This is a genomic window from Actinomyces bowdenii, assembly GCF_017592395.1.
Lineage (GTDB): Bacteria > Actinomycetota > Actinomycetes > Actinomycetales > Actinomycetaceae > Actinomyces > Actinomyces bowdenii.
On record NZ_JAGFOU010000001.1, the window covers coordinates 34554 to 49501 of the forward strand.

A 14948-nucleotide genomic window follows, 5' to 3' on the forward strand; every position below is an offset into this window, starting at 1 on the left:
GCGCACCCCCACCTGCGCTCCCGCCGCGGCGGGAGCGGCCTCACGCGCATCGGCCCCGGCGAGCCGCCCCTGGCGCCCGCCGAGGATGCGCGCGCCGGCGGGCTACTGGCCCGATGAGGCGCTCCGGGGCTCCTCAGGCTCATCGCCCAGGGAGACCAGGAAGCCGTCGTCGTCCACCGCCACCCCGGACACGGCCCTGACCAGGACCGTGGCCAGCTCCTCGACCAGGTCGCGGGCGGCCTGGCGCTCGCGGCGCCTGGCGCGCGAGACGGTCTCCTCATAGGCGTCCGCCTGCTCCAGCGGCTTCCACCTGAGGTCGTAGGACAGCACGGCGCCGCGCGCCCAGCTCTCGCCGCGCACCGCCAGGGGGAGCCCATCGGTGGCCCCCACCTGGACCTCGATGCTCCCCCAGCCCTCGCGCTGGGCGTCGACCGGGGCCACCACGGCGTAGCCGTCGCGCTCCTCCTCGATGACCTCCCCGGAGGCCGCCGCCCGGGCCTCCTCGGCCTCAGTCCGGGCGCGCACCTTCTGGGAGGTGCGCCAGGCCTCCTCGAAGACATCCGCCCCGATGCGCTCCACGAGCCGCTCCAGCTTGTCCGGGTCCACGGCGTCCAGGCCGATGACCCGTGCCGGCTGGACGGCATGGAGGGCGGGGCTCATCCCGGGGGCGGCCTCTCCCAGGAGCCCGGCCAGATCCTCCGGGCCCATCCACACCGGGGCGTAGACGGTCAGGGAGACCGAGACCTCCGGGCTGGGCTCGATGAGGACCGGGGCGGCGCCCTCGGGCAGGCCCGGCACGACGCGCAGGGCGCCGGCCAGGCGGCGGGCGATCGCCCGCAGGCGGGTGAGGGCCACCAGCTCGACGCCGGTGGGCTGCGCCAGCGGGAAGGCGTCGGCCAGGGGGTCCTTGCCGGCCAGCTCGGGGGGCATCGCCCCGGCCCGCACGCGCGGGCAGTCCAGGACCATGAGCTGGGTGGTCCACTCCGGGGCCCCCAGCAGGGCTCGCATCTCCGCATCGACGTCCCAGGGGCCCTGGAGGGAGGCGCCCGGGAAGAGCTGGAGGTTGGAGACCCCCACCCAGCCGGCCTGGACGTCCTGAGACAGGGCCAGGGCCTCGACCTCGTCGGGGGTGACGTCGTCGGCCAGCAGGAGGAGGTGGTGGGTGTCCAGGCGCCCCACGGGCAGCATGGAGCCGGCGGAGAAGGTGCCGGTGTCGGTGGGCAGGGAGACTGCCAGGTCGGTCGATTCGCTCATGCGCTCTCCTCGGAGTCGGTGCGGTGCCCGGCGTCGGTGATCCGCAGCCGGTGGAAGGACAGGTGGGAGCGCGAGGCGGTGGGGCCGCGCTGCCCCTGGTAGCGCGAGCCCGCAGCACCCGAGCCGTAGGGGGCCTGGGCGGGGCTCGAGAGGCGGAAGAAGCACAGCTGGCCCACCTTCATGCCCGGCCACAGCATGATCGGCATGGTCGCGGTGTTGGACAGCTCCAGGGTCACGTGCCCGGTGAAGCCGGGGTCGATGAAGCCGGCGGTGGAGTGGGTCAGCAGGCCCAGGCGCCCCAGACTGGATTTGCCCTCCAGGCGGGCGGCCACGTCATCGGGCAGGGTGATGCGCTCATAGGTGGCCCCCAGGACGAACTCGCCGGGGTGCAGGACGAAGGGCTCATCGGGGCCCACATCCACCAGGTGGGTGAGGCCCTCCTGCTCGGCGGAGGGGTCGATGACCGGATAGCGGTGGTTGTCGAACAGGCGGAACCATCGGTCCAGCCGCACATCGATGGATGCGGGCTGGATCATCTGCGGATCGTAGGGCGCCAGGGCGATGCGGCCCGCGTCGAGCTCGGCACGGATGTCACGGTCGGAGAGCAGCACGGGGCGATTGTGCCAGGTGCGGCCACGGCCCGGCGAGCAGGGGCCGGGCCGCGGCCGGCGCTCAGACCACAGGAGTGCCGTAGGCGTCCACGCCCCAGGGGTGGGAGCCGGACTGCGCCGAGCACGCGCAGATCCCCTCGATGACGGCCCAGATCCACACCAGCGCGGCGAGGGAGCCGAGGGACAGCAGGCTGATGAGCAGCTGGGCCACGCCCTTGCCGGTGTGCCCCAGGTAGAAGTTGTGGATGCCCAGGGTCCCCAGGAAGAGCGCCAGCAGGAGGACGATCACCTTGGACTTGGGCTGGGCATAGGGGATGTAGGGGACGGCAGCCGCATAGGGTGCGGCGCCGGCGTAGGGGGCGGCGTACGGGGCACCGGGCACCGGGCCGTGGGCACCGGCATAGGGGCCGCCATGAGCAGGGGCATAGGCGGTCTGGGGCGGGCCGTAGGCCCCGGCGTGGGCAGCGCCCTGGGGCGGGAGGCCGGCACCACCGCTGTGCGCCGCACCGTAGGGATCGCCCTGCGCCTCCACGCGCGGCTCGTGGACGGCGGCGGGCTCGAAGGGCGCCAGTGCCGTGGAGGGCGCGTACTCCGGCCGGCCCGGCGCCGCAGCGCGGGCCTGGCCCTGCAGCACGCCGCCGACTCCCTGGCCCGGGTAGGCACTGGTGGCCTGCGGGACCGGGAGGACGTCGGTCGGGAAGTCCCCCTGGGGGCTGCTCACGTGATGGGGATCGCTGCTACTGGGATCGGACATGGGGTCATCATCGCAGGTGACGCAGCCGCTCCATGCCGCGATCCGCCTGCCGGGCCCCGTGGCGCAGCACCGGGCCCGCCCGCGCCGCGCATCGATTTGCCGCACCGGCCCCCCGATGGGGTATGCTTCACCAGCACCTCCCAGGAGGAGCAGCACGCGGGTGTAGTTCAATGGTAGAACTTCAGCTTCCCAAGCTGACAGCGCGGGTTCGATTCCCGTCACCCGCTCCACCACGATTGGCCGGCCCCCAGGGGCCGGCCAATCGTCATGTCGGCCCTCGTCCCGCCCCGTCGCAGTCCGGGGCGCCCCGCAGCCTCAGGAGGTCACCGCCTCCAGGTTGACCTGGGCGGAGTCCAGGATGGCCCGGGGGTCGGCACCGGCCAGACCGGCGAGCTGGGCATCCAGGTCGGCCAGCGCATCGCCGGCTCCCGCCAGTGCCGGCATGCCCGCCGCGTAGGGCAGGGCGGCGGCGAAGGCGGCCAGCCCCGGGTTCTCCTGGCTCCAGGCGGTGGCCGCGGACATCGATGAGGGCACGGCCCCGGCGGCGGCCGCCAGGGGCGCCTGCTGCTCGGCCGAGGTCAGGAACTCCACCAGGGACAGTGCCTCCTCCTTGCGGGGAGAGGCCGCGGCGATCCCGTAGACGCGCGAGAACTGCAAGGATCCCTGACCGGCCGGCCCGGCGGGCAGCTCGACAACGGCATAGCCCAGCTCGGGGTGCTGGGAGGCCAGCACCCCGACGAAGGCGGTGCTCTCGATGGTCATGGCCGCCTGCCCCGCGCCGAAGGCCTCCCCGCCCGAGGAGGCCTCCAGCTCGGGCGCCAGGGTGGCGGCTCCGGCGTCCAGCAGGCTCTTGACCTGCGAGAGCCCCGCCACCGATCCCTCGGAGTTGGCGGTGATCGCGCCCTCGGCATCGGTCAGCCCGCCGCCGGCCTGAACCATGAAGGCGCCCAGGCGGGAGTACTGCGGCCCCAGGACCAGGCCCGCTCCCTGCCCCCCGGCGAGGGCGGTGCCGACCTGCTCCAGCTCCTCCCAGGTGGTGGGGTAGTCGGCCTCGGAGAGTCCTGCTGAGGCCCACAGATCGGTGTTGATGAACAGGGCCAGGGTGGCTGCGGGTGTCGGCGCCCCGTAGAAGACGCCCCCGTAGGTGGCCGCGGCGACCAGGGCGGGCGCGAGGTCGTCCTTGACGGCCAGCTGGTCCCCGTAGGGGTGCAGCGAGCCGGCCTGCGCATGGGCCGCCAGAAGCCCCGGCGTGAGATGGAAGACATCCACGGGGCTGTCCCCCGCCAGGCCCCGGCTGAGCTCCTGCTCCAGCTCAGTGGTCACCTGGAGCACCACCGCGACACCGGTCTTGTCGGTGAAGGCCTCCACCGCATCGCGCAGCGCCGCGGTCTCGGCCTGGCCCGAGGACTCCACGAGCAGGACCAGGGAGGACTCCTCCGCAGAGGACTCCTCATCGCTGCTGAACAGGCTGCAGCCGGACAGGGCTGCGGCCGCGACGGCTGTGGCGGACAGGCCCAGCGCCCTGCGGGTGATGATCATGGGTTCTCCTTGAGATGCTCGGGTAGGGAGGGGGCAGCAGGATGCAGGTTAGAGCACCAGCCGACCCTCACCGACCCCCAGGCCCGATCCAGGGCCTCATCCAAGGTCACAATCCAGACCCGCCCCGGCATCGGGACCGCGACGAGGCCGGATCACAGCACCGGTCGCGGGGGCAGCGGGTCATGGGGCCAGCGGCCCCAGGATCGGGCGCAGCGCGAGCAGGACAGCGGCAGTGGCTGCCGCATCGGCGAGGAACCAGGTCGCCAGCCACAGGCCCGCCGGCACGGGGGTGAGCTGGGCCAGGGTGCGGTGGTCCTGACCGCCGTCACGGGAACGTGCGACATCGCGCAGGGAGTCCCAGGCCCCCACCAGCAGGATCAGGCCAGTGCCGGCCACCAGCCCGTCGCGCCAGGGGCCGCCCCACCACCACAGCAGGCCCGCGGCGATCCCCACCAGGATCACCAGGAAGGCGGTGCGCGGGGAGCGGGACATCACCAGCAGCACCGCCAGGAGCAGCAGGCAGAGCACGAGGATGAGGCCGGCCCAGCCCCGCATGGCGCCGAGCGCCACCAGGGCTCCCAGCACCGCGGGCGCCGGGTAGCCCGCCCAGGTGGTCAGCACCCTGCCCGCTCCACGGGTCCTGCCACTGGTGACGGCGTGCCCGGACAGGTCCCTGCCCACGACGAAGCCGTGGAAGCGCCTGCCCACCAGGATGCCGACGGCGGCGTGCCCCGCCTCGTGGACGATGGTCACCAGGGTCCGCCCCCAGCGCCGCGCCTGCGGCCAGACCAGGACGATGGCCAGGAGAGCCAGGGCCGGCCACAGGGCCCAGGGCTCCGGCACCTCCCCGGGCCGGGTGCGGGCGACGATCTCATTCCATGCCTCAGGACTCACGACCCGCAGTCTGCCAGGTCGGCCTGTGGGCTCCTGCCCCCTGGCTGAGGGGCCCGCCTGTAGGGTCGGGCGCATGCAGGACACCCCACACCCGCCGGCGCGCTCGCGGCTGGTCGTGGCGGCGGCGGTGGTGGACCGCCTCAGCCGCCCCACCAGCCTGCTGTGCGCCGCCCGCGCCTACCCCGCCGAGCTCGCGGGCCGATTCGAGCTGCCGGGCGGCAAGGTGGAGCCCGGGGAGTCCCCGCTCCAGGGGCTGATCCGCGAGCTGGCCGAGGAGATCGGCCTGCGGGTGCGGCTGGGGGACGAGCTGCGCCCGCCTGCCGACCTGGCGGTCCCCGCCCCCGCCGACCCGCCCGGGCCCTCGACGGCGGGGCTGAGCGGACGGCACTCGCCCGCCCCGCAGGCACCGCACGGTACCGATGATGCCCCCGCCTGGCCGGCGATGAATGGCCACCGCATCCGGGTGTGGCTGGCGGAGCCCGCCGATCCCCACGACCGGGGCACTGCCGGGGATGATCATCTGCTCCTGCGGTGGACGCCCATCGACCGGCTCGGCGAGCTGGACTGGCTGGAGGCGGATATCCCCATCGTGCAGGCCATTGGGGCCCTGGTGCGCCCCGGTCCTCCAGGACCACGCACCGACCCCGTCGTTTCATGACGTTTCTGGCGCACCCGTCACCTCAGCGGTTAGGGTAGCCGCATGCCGAAGATCATGGGCTCCTCACTGGCCGAGCATCGTGAGCGCACCCGTGCAGCGCTCTTCAGCGCGCTGTCCGAGCTCATGAGCCGGCGCAGCTTCGAGCGGATCACCCTGTCCGACGTGGCCACCCATGCGGGCGTGGGCCGCACCGCCGTCTACAACCACTTCGCGGACAAGGAGGACCTCCTCCTGGCCTTCATGGAGCATGAGGCGGGCCGCTACGCCGAGGAGCTGTCCCGGGCGCTGGCCGGGACCGAGGACCCCATCGACCGCCTGCGCATCTACGTGCGCCAGCAGGCCCTCATCAAGCGCCACTACCACTTCCCCTCCACCGGGCCCCTGGCCGACGCGGTCTCCCGGGGCACCGCGGGGCGCCTGCGGGCCCATGGCGCCCTCCTGGCCCAGATGCTCTCCTCGATCCTCACCGAGGCCATGGACCAGGGGCTCATCCCGCCCCAGGACCCGGCACAGGTCATCCCCCTGCTCAACGCCACCATCATGGGAGGGCGTCCCACCCCCGAGGAGCCGGAGGCCCGCAAGGCCTATCTGAAGAGCCTGGACTCCTTCGTGCTGCGGGCCGTGGGAGCCGCGCCGCCCAGCCATGGGGTGCCCGAGATCCCCCACCACTACGCCACCGAGCCGGTGGAGGGGCGGGATCGCGGGGAGCCCGCGCAACGCGCCCACCACGGCGCCGCGGGCTGACCGCGCGGGCGCCAGCCGCCGCCGGCGCCCGGGATGCCCGGGGCGCCCGCTACCAGGGCTTGGTCCCGTCCTGGGGCTGCTGGCTCTCGCCCTTGCGGGTCGCCCCGTTCTCCGACTCGTCGTTATTGCGCCGCCGCAGGCGCTCCGCCCGGTCATCCGGGCTGGAGGAGGCGCTGGCCGAGGGGCTGGAGGAGCTGGACGAGCTGGCGGAGGGGCTGGACGAGGGGTCCTGGGACGGCGGAGCCGAGGGCTCCTGCGAGGGCTGGGCGGAGGGGTCCTGCGAGGGCTCCGGGGACGGCGAGGCGGACGGATCCTGCGAGGAGCCCTGGGACGGGGTCTGCGACGGCTGCGGGGAGGGGTCAGGCGAAGGGCTCTGGGAGGGATCCGGGGAAGGCGGGGGCGGGCACTGCCCCAGGGCCTCCTGGGCCGCTGCGGCGGACTCATCGGCCTGGGCCGTGTCGCCGCTCTCCTGCGCCTGCGCGGCCCTCGCCGCATGGGTGAGGGACAGGTTGTGGCGCACCCGGCACTCCGGTGAGCCCTCGGGCTTCAGCCCGGTGCCGGGATCGACCTCATCAGCGATGGGGACCTCGCCCAGGGCGGTCTCCAGGGCCGCCTGCGCACCGTCGAGATCGGCCGCCACGTACAGGGCGGTGCCCAGGTTGTAGTGGACGCGCCACTGCTCCAGCCACGGGTTGATGGCGGCCACGGTGCGGTACCGGGAGACCGCGGTCTCGTGGTCGCCCCGGGTCAGGGCATGGCTGGCGGCCATGCTCAGACCGAAGACCGCTCCGCACCACAGGGCCGCGGCGGTGGCCAGGAGCGCCGGAGCCGCGCCGAGGAGCAGGAGCCGGCGACGACGGCGCATCCGGGCCGCGCGCAGCTGCGGGTCCTCAGTGCCGGCCCCGCCCCGAGAGGGCTGCTCGGCCCGCCCGCCCGGGGAGGGCGCCGAGGGGGCGGGCGGGGCCGCCTCCCCCGGCGCGCTCTGCCCGGGCCGGGGGCCGAAGCGCTCCTGGTCGCCGGGGTCCTGGCGGTTCTGGTTCTCGCTCATGCCTGCCTCCTGGGCCTCAGGATCAGCCGCAGGCGCCGGTCGGCCCGGGCCAGGTCGGCCAGCTCCCAGATGAGCAGGCCGCTGACCACGAGGGCCAGGGGCCACACCACGTAGTGCCTGGGGCCCTTGGCGACGCGCCCGTCACTCAGGACGGCCTGGATATCGAGGTCGGTGAAGGACTCAGGAGGGTCGTCGTCGGGGCCGCCGGTGCGGTGAAGGTAGTCGACCCCCAGGTCCTGGGCCACGGCCTCCAGGGCGGGCTCGTCGATGACCGACAGGCCGGGCTGGCCGTCGGGGCCGTCGGGGATGTAGTCGGCGTTCGTGTGCTCGCCGGTGGAGGGGCTGCCGTCGTAGGAGCGCATCTGCCCGCCCTCGGCGGTCCCGTAGCCCAGGACGGCGCCGCCGTCGACCACCGGGGCCATGGCCTGCCAGTCCCAGCCCTGGGACTGGGCCTCCTGGGCGGCCCGGCCGCCGTCGGTGGCCTCGCCGTCGGAGAGGATGTAGACCAGCCTGATGTTCTGCGGATTGGCCTCGTGGGACTGGGCGAGCAGCTGGGAGAGCTGGGGCAGTGCGGTCTCCAGGGAGGAGCCGGTGGAGCGGTCGGTGACCTCCTGGGTCAGGGAGCCCACCCAGGAGTCCACCGCGTCGACGTCGGTGGTCAGGGGCAGCTCGACCGCCGCGGCCGAGTCCAGGGCGACGATGGAGTAGCGGGCGGAGGGGAAGGCCTGCCTGATGGAGGCCATATCCGCCCTCACCCCGTCCAGGCGGGTGGCGGTGGGGTTCTCCACCCCCTCGGGGGGATCGCCGGCCCAGTCCTCGGCGGCCATGGAGCCGGTGCGGTCCACCAGCATGTAGATCTCCACATTGGACACGGAGACGGCCTCCGAGGCGCGCACCGAGGGGCCCGCGAGGATGACGATCACCAGGGCGGCCGCTCCCGCCCGGCGCCACCAGGCGGCCCGGGCGCCGGGCTCGGCCTCCGAGGCGCGCATGCGCCATCGGGCCAGCCCCAGCAGGGCCGCCATGACCAGGGCCATGAGGACGACGAGCGCCATGGGCAGCATCGGACGCAGCGTCATGCCCGCCTCCATGCGGCCAGCCCCAGCAGGGCCAGCACCGCGACGGCCAGCAGGATGCTCAGCCTCTCGGGCTCATCCGTGCGCCTGACCTCGGTGTTGCCGCCGAGCTCGGCGACCTGGGTGGACTCCAGGCGCGCGACGATATCGCCGCCGGCGCCGGAGTCCTCGACGTCGTAGAAGCGGCCATCGAGCCCCTCGGTGAGGGTCTTGAGCTCCTCGCGGCCCTCCTCCAGGGTCTTCTCCGCCTCCCAGTCGCCGCTGTACCGCTCATCGGCGCCGAAGATGGAGAACAGGCGGATCTGACGCTCCTTGAGCAGCTCGGTGGCATCGGGCAGGGGGTAGATCTGCTGGTCGTAGGGGTCGATGACCTGGTTGTCGGTGGCGAGGATGATGGATCGGGAGCGGTCCAGCCCCTGGTTGTCGAAGGCCGTGGCGCAGGAGGCCAGGCCGTCGCCGGCCAGGGAGGAGGCGTCCAGGGAGGAGTCGATGGTCCCGCCCAGCTCCAGGGCGTAGCGCGTGGCCTGAAGGGTGGTCGGGTTCTCCGGGTCGATGTCCAGCACGTCGGCCAGATCCTCCATCTCGGTCTGGAGCAGCTCGTAGTCGTCGGTCAGGGGCACGATGGTCTGGGCCGAGGAGTTCCAGGCCACCAGTGCCACGCGCTCGCCGTCGAAGGACTCGATGAGGTCGGCGAAGGTCTCGAGCACGGAGGCGTCCACCTTCACCATGGAGGTGGACACGTCCAGGCACAGCACGATATCGCGGTTGGCCAGGCGGTCGGAGCGCTCACGCTCGCGGACCGGCCGGGCGGCGATCGCTGAGGCCGACACCAGGGCGAGGACGATGAGGACCGCCATCGCGGCGTGCAGCCAGCGGCGCTGGCGGATGCGGGCGCGGACCTGGGGCAGGTCGAACAGGCTCACGGAGTTGGCCAGGCGCCGCGGGCCGGGGCCCTGCGCCTCCCGGGAGGGGCGCTGCGGCCCGGCCCCGGGCCGCAGGAGCATGAGCAGGACGATGCCCACCGCCGCGAGGAGCAGCAGGGCGAGCAGCCATGGCATCACCATCGGTGAACCACCTCCCCGGCATGGTCGAGGGCCTCCTGGGCGACGGCCTCGGACTCGCGGTCGAAGGAGGGCTGCTCCCAGATCGCCAGGAGCTCGCCCACGCGCCCCAGGGGGTTGGCATCCAGTGGCCGTCCGGCGCTGCGCACCTGGCGCAGCCGGGCCATCACCGAGCGCGGGCCGGTGGTGTCGGCCATGGCCAGGATCTCGGTGACGGTGGCGGTGGTGATCTCCTGGCCGCTGCGCGCCTCGGCGAAGCCGCGCACGAGGGCCGCCAGCTCCAGGTGGAGGCCCCGCAGATCCAGCTCCCCGGCCCGCCAGCGCCCGGTGACCTCATCGAGCCGCTCCACCCATTGGCGCCGCTCGCCCGGGGCCATGGGGATGTCCCCGACCTGGGCGGAGGTGTCGCGCCGGGTGGTCAGGAAGACGAAGAGGAGCCAGGCCACCACGATGATGAGGCAGATCGTGGCCACGATGACCAGCCAGGCCGGCATGAGCACGGGGGGATGGGGCGACATGCTCACCGCCTCCCCCGGGCCACGGCGGCCCGCTCGCGCTGGAGCAGATCGGCCAGGGAGTCGATGAGGCCCTCCTCGTCCTTGATGGTTCCGTGCTCCAGGTGGCGGGCGTCCAGCAGGTCCTCGGCGACGTCCCGCCGCCAGGCGGCGGCCAGCTCCAGCTGCGACCTGAGCAGGGGGTCGTGGCGCAGGAAGGCGGGCACCTCCACGGGGGCGTCGATGTCCCAGGCCCGGCCGCCGTCGGCGCGCAGCGGGTCGTCGTCGTCGACCTGGACGACGATGACCTCGTGGAGCATCGACAGGCGGCGCAGCCACAGGGCGCTCTCGGGGCCGGGGTGGGAGGTGTCGGTGATGAGGATGACCAGGCTGCGGCGGCGGTGCCACGTGACCACGCGCTCCATGAGCCGGGGCAGGCTGGAGGCCGGGGCCTGGGGCAGCAGTCGCCCGTCGGGGCCGTCGAGGGCCTCGAAGGTGCGCGCCAGGAGCGCCAGGAGGGTCTCGGCGTGCTTGGCCCCGCTGCGGGCGGGCCGGGAGATGGTGCGGGCCGAGTCCCCCGCCACCAGCGCCACGGAGTCCCCGCGCATGCGGGCCAGGTAGGAGAAGACCTCGGCCACCCCCAGGGCCAGGTCGCGCTTGTCCTGGCCGCTGGGGGCCTGGGCGGCCATGGTCCGCCCGGTGTCCACCGCCAGGATGAGGGGCACCATGGACTCGCGCTGATAGCGCTTGATGACGGGCTGGCCGACCCGGGCCGAGGACTTCCAGTCGATATCGGTGACATCGTCGCCGGGCCGGTAGAGGGACATGTCGTCGAAGTCCTGGCCGCGGCCCACGAAGATCGACTTGTGCCGCCCATCGAGCAGGCCGGTGGCGCGCCGCAGGGTGGGCAGGGTCAGCGCGGCGCGCAGGCGCTCCATGCGGCTGCCCCGGCGGCGCGACCAGCCCGTGGTCCGGGGCTCCTCGCCCGGTGCCTCCCCCGGCGCCCCGGGTGCGCCCGGCGCGCCAGCAGCGCCCGGGGCCTCCTGGCCGGGGCGGCCGCCCCGATCAGGATGGTCCTGACGGCTCTGCCGACTCGGCCGGCCGGGATCGCCAGTGGGGCCGCGCCGGGCCTTCCTGCTCATCACGAGGCTTCCTCCGCGGGGCTCAGGGCGTGGGCACCGCGGCGAAGATCGCGTCGATGATCGCCTCTGGAGCCACCCCGTCGGCCAGGGCGTCGTAGGTCAGGACCAGGCGATGGCGCAGCACGCTGTGGCGCAGGAGGCGCACATCGTCGGGGATGACGTAGGTGCGGCCCTCCTGCAGGGCGATGGCCTGGGCCACCTTCATCAGGGCGATGCCGCCGCGGGGCGAGGCGCCCACGCGCACCTGGGCCTCCAGGCCCGCCACGGGCCGCGGGCCGCCGCCGCGGGAGGTGTTGATGAGCGCCACGATGTACTGCTTGATGACGGGGTCGACGTAGACGCGCTCGGCCGCGCCCTGGAGCCACTCGACGTCCTGAGTGGAGATGGCCTCGGTGGTGATGGGCTTGTCGAAGGAGCCCGAGGAGATGCGCTCGAGCACCGTGGCCTCCTCGCTGGGCCGGGGGTAGCTGAGCACCTCCTTGAGCAGGAAGCGGTCCATCTGGGCCTCGGGCAGGACGTAGGTGCCCTCCTCCTCGATGGGGTTCTGGGTGGCCAGCACCATGAAGGGGTGCGGCAGGGGGTAGACGACGCCGCCGATGGAGGTCTGGCGCTCCTGCATGGCCTCCAGCATCGCGGACTGGGTCTTGGCGCTGGAGCGGTTGATCTCATCGAGCAGGACGATGTTGGCGTGCACCGGCCCCAGCTGGGTGGTCATCTCACCGGTGGCGTAGTTGAGGATCTGGGTGCCCACGATGTCGTTGGGCATGAGGTCGGGGGTGCACTGGATGCGGCGGAAGGAGCCGGAGACGGCGGAGGCCAGGGTCTGGGCGGCCGTGGTCTTGGCCAGTCCGGGCACGGACTCCAGGAGGATGTGGCCCCCGGCCATGAGCGTGGTCACCAGGGCGATGCGCAGCTGCTCCTGGCCGACCACCCGCTGGGCGAAGATCTCGGCCACCGTGCCCAGCAGGGCGCCGGCCCTCTCGACGTCGGCCTCCGAGCCCCCCGAGGAGGTGGAGGCGGCCCGGGCCTCGCGCTTGAGGGCCTCGCGCGAGGGCAGCGGGCCGGTGGTGGCCGCCTCCTCCACGGGCGCGGCCGGCGGCACCCCGTAGCCCATGCCCGCATCCGCGGCCTGTGCGGGGCGCTGCGGCGCGGGGTTGTACTGCACCGGCTGCTGCCCGGGGGGCTGGAGCAGTCCCTGCGATGGGGGCGCGGGCACGGCGGGCCCAGCGGGCCCAGCGGCAGCGCCGGACGCCCCACCGGGGATGGGCGCGGGGACCGGCGCCGAGGGGCCCGCCTGGGAGGCCGGGCCCCGCACTCCGGAGCCCGGCGCTACGGCGCCGGGGGCGCCCGCCGCGGCCTGGGGCGCGCTCTCCCCGGGGGCGATGCTGGGGGGCCGGTGACCCCCCGGCTGCCCGCCGTGCGGCGCGGGCTGCCGTCCCGGGGTCCGGGCTCCGTGATCGGGCTGCGTGCTCATGGTTCTCCTGGTCATCCTGCGTGGGCCCTGCGAGCGCGGTGCGCCGGCGGCGCCCTGGAAGGGTAATACGGGGCGCCGCCTCCGTGGGCCTCCAACGGGCCCCGCGGCGTGGATCGCAGTCCCCATGACCGCCCGGAGGCCTTCACCTGCCCGGGTTCTGGGCGCGAGCGCGCCGATCCGCAGCCGGATGTGAGTCCCGTCCCGGCAGGCCCTCTCAGGACAGCTCATCCAGAAGGCCGAGACTGCGCAGGAGGTGCGGCATGGTGGTGGAGGGGCACGGCCCCTGGGTATCGAGCCCCGGCAATCCCTGGGAGGGCAGGTAGCAGCGCCGGGCCGCCTGCTCCATCGCATCCCAGGGGAAGGAACCCGGGATCTCCTTGTCCTGCCCTGACGGCAGGCCGGTGAGCTCACGGTAGTGGCGCTGGGCATCACGCTGATCCTGGTAACTGCGGATCGGTTCGTAGTGGGCGTTGAGCCAGACCTCGAAGCACGGCACGGACACGGCGCCGTGCACAGTGGTTTGCCGACTGCTGAGGCTGCGGCACCCGGCCAGGAAGCCTTCACGATCGGTCCCGTCATGGTCGACGACGATCCACACCTCGCGGTAGGCGCGGATATCGGATCTGGGCCCTTTCAACTCCTTGAGGATGGTCGATGGATCGCCCTCGATCAGGCGGGTGTTCACCGAGATGCCCCGGCCCACCCTTCTCTTGAGACTCTCGAGATAGGTCTTCTCAGTCTTCCTGCCGTTGGTGAGAAGCAGGACGGTGCGGCGCTCCGCACGCTTCTGGCGCCGCTGAGACCTCCTGGGCGCCACCTCAGCCCTCCGATCCCTCGGTGCGCAGAAGACGGCGAATACCGGAGGTATCGACCCGGGGAACCGCACCGAAGGCTCCCGCCAGGTAGCGCCGCTGCTTGTTGGTGCCCTTGCGGGTAGTGGAGAAGTCGGACAGGCTGAAGAGATCACTCGCGCCCTCATTGTTCTTCTCGCAGAGCCACACCTCGCCCGCCTCGAGCAGCTGCGTGGGCGAGTTGTCGAGCAGGGAGGCGTCATGGGTGGTGAACACCAGCTGGGCCCCTGTGCGGTTGACCTCGGGGTCCTGGAACATCGAAACGAGCTCGGCGACCAGCACCGGGTGCAGGCTGGCATCGAGCTCATCGACGAGAAGGGTCTGCCCCAGCCGGAGAGCATCGACGGCGGGGCCCATGGTGGCGAGCCAGGTGAGGGTGCCCTGACTCTGAGCGCCGACGGGCAGACGGCGCTCCTTCCCATCAGCCCCCGCATGGAAGAAGACAAGGGAGCGCTGGAGCTGCTGCAGGATCGTCTCAGGGATATCCTCCTCGGCCTCATCGCCGGCAAGGAGGCGCCGCACCTCCTCGAGAACCTCATCGGGGACGTCCCGCTCCTCAAGGCCGACCCGCATCACGCCCAGGTCAGCGGTCACGGCGATCGCATCGCACAGCGCACTCCATCGCGCTGGCCCATCAGCAAGTCGCCCCATCAGCCATTGGAGTCGGGCAAGCCGCTCATCGTCGTCGCGGTGGATCATACGGATCCCCTGGAGGCCTCGAGCCACGGGGGCGAGCGTCGCATGCTCGTAGCGCAGGGCCATGGCCAGGAAGAGGTCCCTGGCCGTGGTGATACGCCGTACCTCCGTCGTCGCGCCCCTGAGCGAGGGTCCGGGCTCCATGGTCAGATCCTGGTCCGCATCCTCCTGGGTGCGCACGAAGAGCTTCCTCCAGCGCGCGCCTGCCTGCCACAGCTCCTCCCTCCCGATGCCCCAGGAGTACGCCTCCACGCTGTACCGGTAGCGCGCACCCTCGTGCACGAAGTCCACCGCATAGGACGTGGGCTCCAGACGGTGGCGGTCATCCAGGGCGTACGGGCGGTGCAGGATGTCGCGGTGTCCCCGCACGGCGTAGCGGAGGCCATTAATGGCCTCCAGCAGGGTCGACTTGCCCGAGGCGTTGGCGCCGTAGACGGCCGCCACCTGCCTGACCGCCTCGGACCAGGAGGAGCCGGGGCGGGGCGAGAGCGTGGTGAGGCTGTCCCGGATGAGGTCGAGGGTCACCTCATCTCGGAAGATCCGGTAGTTCCCAACGGAGAAGGTGAGCAGCATAAGAACAGCCTACATCGAGACCCTCGATCGGGGAAGGAATTTCCCAAAACGACCCACTCGCGAGGAGTCGCGATGTCTG

At 73.0% G+C, this 14948-nt stretch carries 15 protein-coding genes and 1 tRNA gene; 3 read left to right on the plus strand and 13 right to left on the minus strand.

Annotated elements, in window-relative coordinates; all coding sequences use genetic code 11:
• Positions 1-102: 102 nt before the first annotated feature.
• The 3 genes from J5X07_RS00150 to J5X07_RS00160 all read right to left on the minus strand — a co-directional run bounded on the left by J5X07_RS00150 (position 103) and on the right by J5X07_RS00160 (position 2619).
• Positions 103-1254, minus strand: coding sequence for a hypothetical protein (locus J5X07_RS00150; protein ID WP_124932844.1), 1152 nt, complete (start codon positions 1252-1254; stop codon positions 103-105).
• Positions 1251-1865: a dCTP deaminase gene (dcd, locus tag J5X07_RS00155; protein ID WP_124932845.1), complete on the minus strand. Its 615-nt coding sequence runs from the start codon at positions 1863-1865 to the stop codon at positions 1251-1253. Before dcd ends, J5X07_RS00150 begins: the two co-directional genes overlap by 4 nt.
• 61 nt (positions 1866-1926) lie before the next feature.
• Positions 1927-2619, minus strand: coding sequence for an NINE protein (locus J5X07_RS00160; RefSeq protein WP_208478287.1), 693 nt, complete (start codon positions 2617-2619; stop codon positions 1927-1929).
• Positions 2620-2775: 156 nt separating this feature from the next.
• Between J5X07_RS00160 and J5X07_RS00165 the strand changes: the two genes are divergently transcribed.
• Positions 2776-2849: transfer RNA gene (locus tag J5X07_RS00165), tRNA-Gly, on the plus strand.
• Between the two features lie 85 nt (positions 2850-2934).
• On the opposite strand, the gene J5X07_RS00170 is transcribed toward J5X07_RS00165, so the two are convergent.
• Both J5X07_RS00170 and J5X07_RS00175 read right to left on the minus strand, forming a co-directional pair.
• Positions 2935-4158, minus strand: a complete 1224-nt coding sequence (locus J5X07_RS00170) for an ABC transporter substrate-binding protein (protein WP_208478288.1) — start codon at positions 4156-4158, stop codon at positions 2935-2937.
• 180 nt (positions 4159-4338) lie between these two features.
• Complete coding sequence (locus J5X07_RS00175) at positions 4339-5052, minus strand: M50 family metallopeptidase (protein ID WP_341769348.1); 714 nt, start codon at positions 5050-5052, stop codon at positions 4339-4341.
• A gap of 73 nt (positions 5053-5125) precedes the next feature.
• On the opposite strand from J5X07_RS00175, the gene J5X07_RS00180 reads away from it, so the two are divergent.
• Both J5X07_RS00180 and J5X07_RS00185 read left to right on the plus strand, forming a co-directional pair.
• Positions 5126-5710, plus strand: a complete 585-nt coding sequence (locus J5X07_RS00180; protein WP_208478290.1) for an NUDIX domain-containing protein — start codon at positions 5126-5128, stop codon at positions 5708-5710.
• A 42-nt stretch (positions 5711-5752) separates the two neighbouring features.
• Complete coding sequence (locus J5X07_RS00185) at positions 5753-6454, plus strand: TetR/AcrR family transcriptional regulator (protein WP_124932850.1); 702 nt, start codon at positions 5753-5755, stop codon at positions 6452-6454.
• A 49-nt stretch (positions 6455-6503) separates the two neighbouring features.
• Here the strand turns inward: J5X07_RS00185 and J5X07_RS00190 are convergent, their stop codons facing one another.
• The 8 genes from J5X07_RS00190 to J5X07_RS00225 form a co-directional block, all read right to left on the minus strand.
• Entirely contained in the window at positions 6504-7502 is a 999-nt protein-coding gene (locus tag J5X07_RS00190) for a tetratricopeptide repeat protein (RefSeq protein ID WP_208478291.1), read from the minus strand.
• Positions 7499-8581, minus strand: a complete 1083-nt coding sequence (locus tag J5X07_RS00195) for a vWA domain-containing protein (RefSeq protein WP_243896139.1) — start codon at positions 8579-8581, stop codon at positions 7499-7501. Before J5X07_RS00195 ends, J5X07_RS00190 begins: the two co-directional genes overlap by 4 nt.
• Positions 8578-9642, minus strand: coding sequence for a vWA domain-containing protein (locus J5X07_RS00200; protein WP_208478293.1), 1065 nt, complete (start codon positions 9640-9642; stop codon positions 8578-8580). The genes J5X07_RS00195 and J5X07_RS00200 overlap by 4 nt, the downstream gene beginning before the upstream one ends.
• Complete coding sequence (locus J5X07_RS00205) at positions 9636-10157, minus strand: alpha-amylase (protein WP_208478294.1); 522 nt, start codon at positions 10155-10157, stop codon at positions 9636-9638. Before J5X07_RS00205 ends, J5X07_RS00200 begins: the two co-directional genes overlap by 7 nt.
• 2 nt (positions 10158-10159) lie before the next feature.
• Positions 10160-11275: a DUF58 domain-containing protein gene (locus J5X07_RS00210; protein WP_208478295.1), complete on the minus strand. Its 1116-nt coding sequence runs from the start codon at positions 11273-11275 to the stop codon at positions 10160-10162.
• Positions 11276-11297: 22 nt separating this feature from the next.
• Positions 11298-12749, minus strand: a complete 1452-nt coding sequence (locus tag J5X07_RS00215) for an AAA family ATPase (protein ID WP_243896141.1) — start codon at positions 12747-12749, stop codon at positions 11298-11300.
• 214 nt (positions 12750-12963) lie between these two features.
• Complete coding sequence (locus J5X07_RS00220) at positions 12964-13566, minus strand: RloB domain-containing protein (RefSeq protein ID WP_208478296.1); 603 nt, start codon at positions 13564-13566, stop codon at positions 12964-12966.
• 1 nt (position 13567) lies between these two features.
• The gene (locus tag J5X07_RS00225; RefSeq protein WP_208478297.1) at positions 13568-14869 is read right to left on the minus strand and encodes an AAA family ATPase; all 1302 of its coding nucleotides are present in this window, start codon (positions 14867-14869) and stop codon (positions 13568-13570) included.
• Between the last annotated feature and the right edge of the window lie 79 nt (positions 14870-14948).

Bases quoted from the DNA above. Each gene is read 5' to 3' on its own strand.
- J5X07_RS00180 (WP_208478290.1), top strand. From the start codon at position 5,126: ATGCAGGACACCCCACACCCGCCGGCGCGCTCGCGGCTGGTCGTGGCG.
- J5X07_RS00225 (WP_208478297.1), bottom strand. From the start codon at position 14,869: ATGCTGCTCACCTTCTCCGTTGGGAACTACCGGATCTTCCGAGATGAG.
- J5X07_RS00215 (WP_243896141.1), bottom strand. From the start codon at position 12,749: ATGAGCACGCAGCCCGATCACGGAGCCCGGACCCCGGGACGGCAGCCC.
- J5X07_RS00185 (WP_124932850.1), top strand. From the start codon at position 5,753: ATGCCGAAGATCATGGGCTCCTCACTGGCCGAGCATCGTGAGCGCACC.
- J5X07_RS00195 (WP_243896139.1), bottom strand. From the start codon at position 8,581: ATGACGCTGCGTCCGATGCTGCCCATGGCGCTCGTCGTCCTCATGGCC.
- J5X07_RS00210 (WP_208478295.1), bottom strand. From the start codon at position 11,275: ATGAGCAGGAAGGCCCGGCGCGGCCCCACTGGCGATCCCGGCCGGCCG.
- J5X07_RS00160 (WP_208478287.1), bottom strand. From the start codon at position 2,619: ATGTCCGATCCCAGTAGCAGCGATCCCCATCACGTGAGCAGCCCCCAG.
- J5X07_RS00200 (WP_208478293.1), bottom strand. From the start codon at position 9,642: ATGGTGATGCCATGGCTGCTCGCCCTGCTGCTCCTCGCGGCGGTGGGC.
- J5X07_RS00150 (WP_124932844.1), bottom strand. From the start codon at position 1,254: ATGAGCGAATCGACCGACCTGGCAGTCTCCCTGCCCACCGACACCGGC.
- J5X07_RS00190 (WP_208478291.1), bottom strand. From the start codon at position 7,502: ATGAGCGAGAACCAGAACCGCCAGGACCCCGGCGACCAGGAGCGCTTC.
- J5X07_RS00170 (WP_208478288.1), bottom strand. From the start codon at position 4,158: ATGATCATCACCCGCAGGGCGCTGGGCCTGTCCGCCACAGCCGTCGCG.
- J5X07_RS00205 (WP_208478294.1), bottom strand. From the start codon at position 10,157: ATGTCGCCCCATCCCCCCGTGCTCATGCCGGCCTGGCTGGTCATCGTG.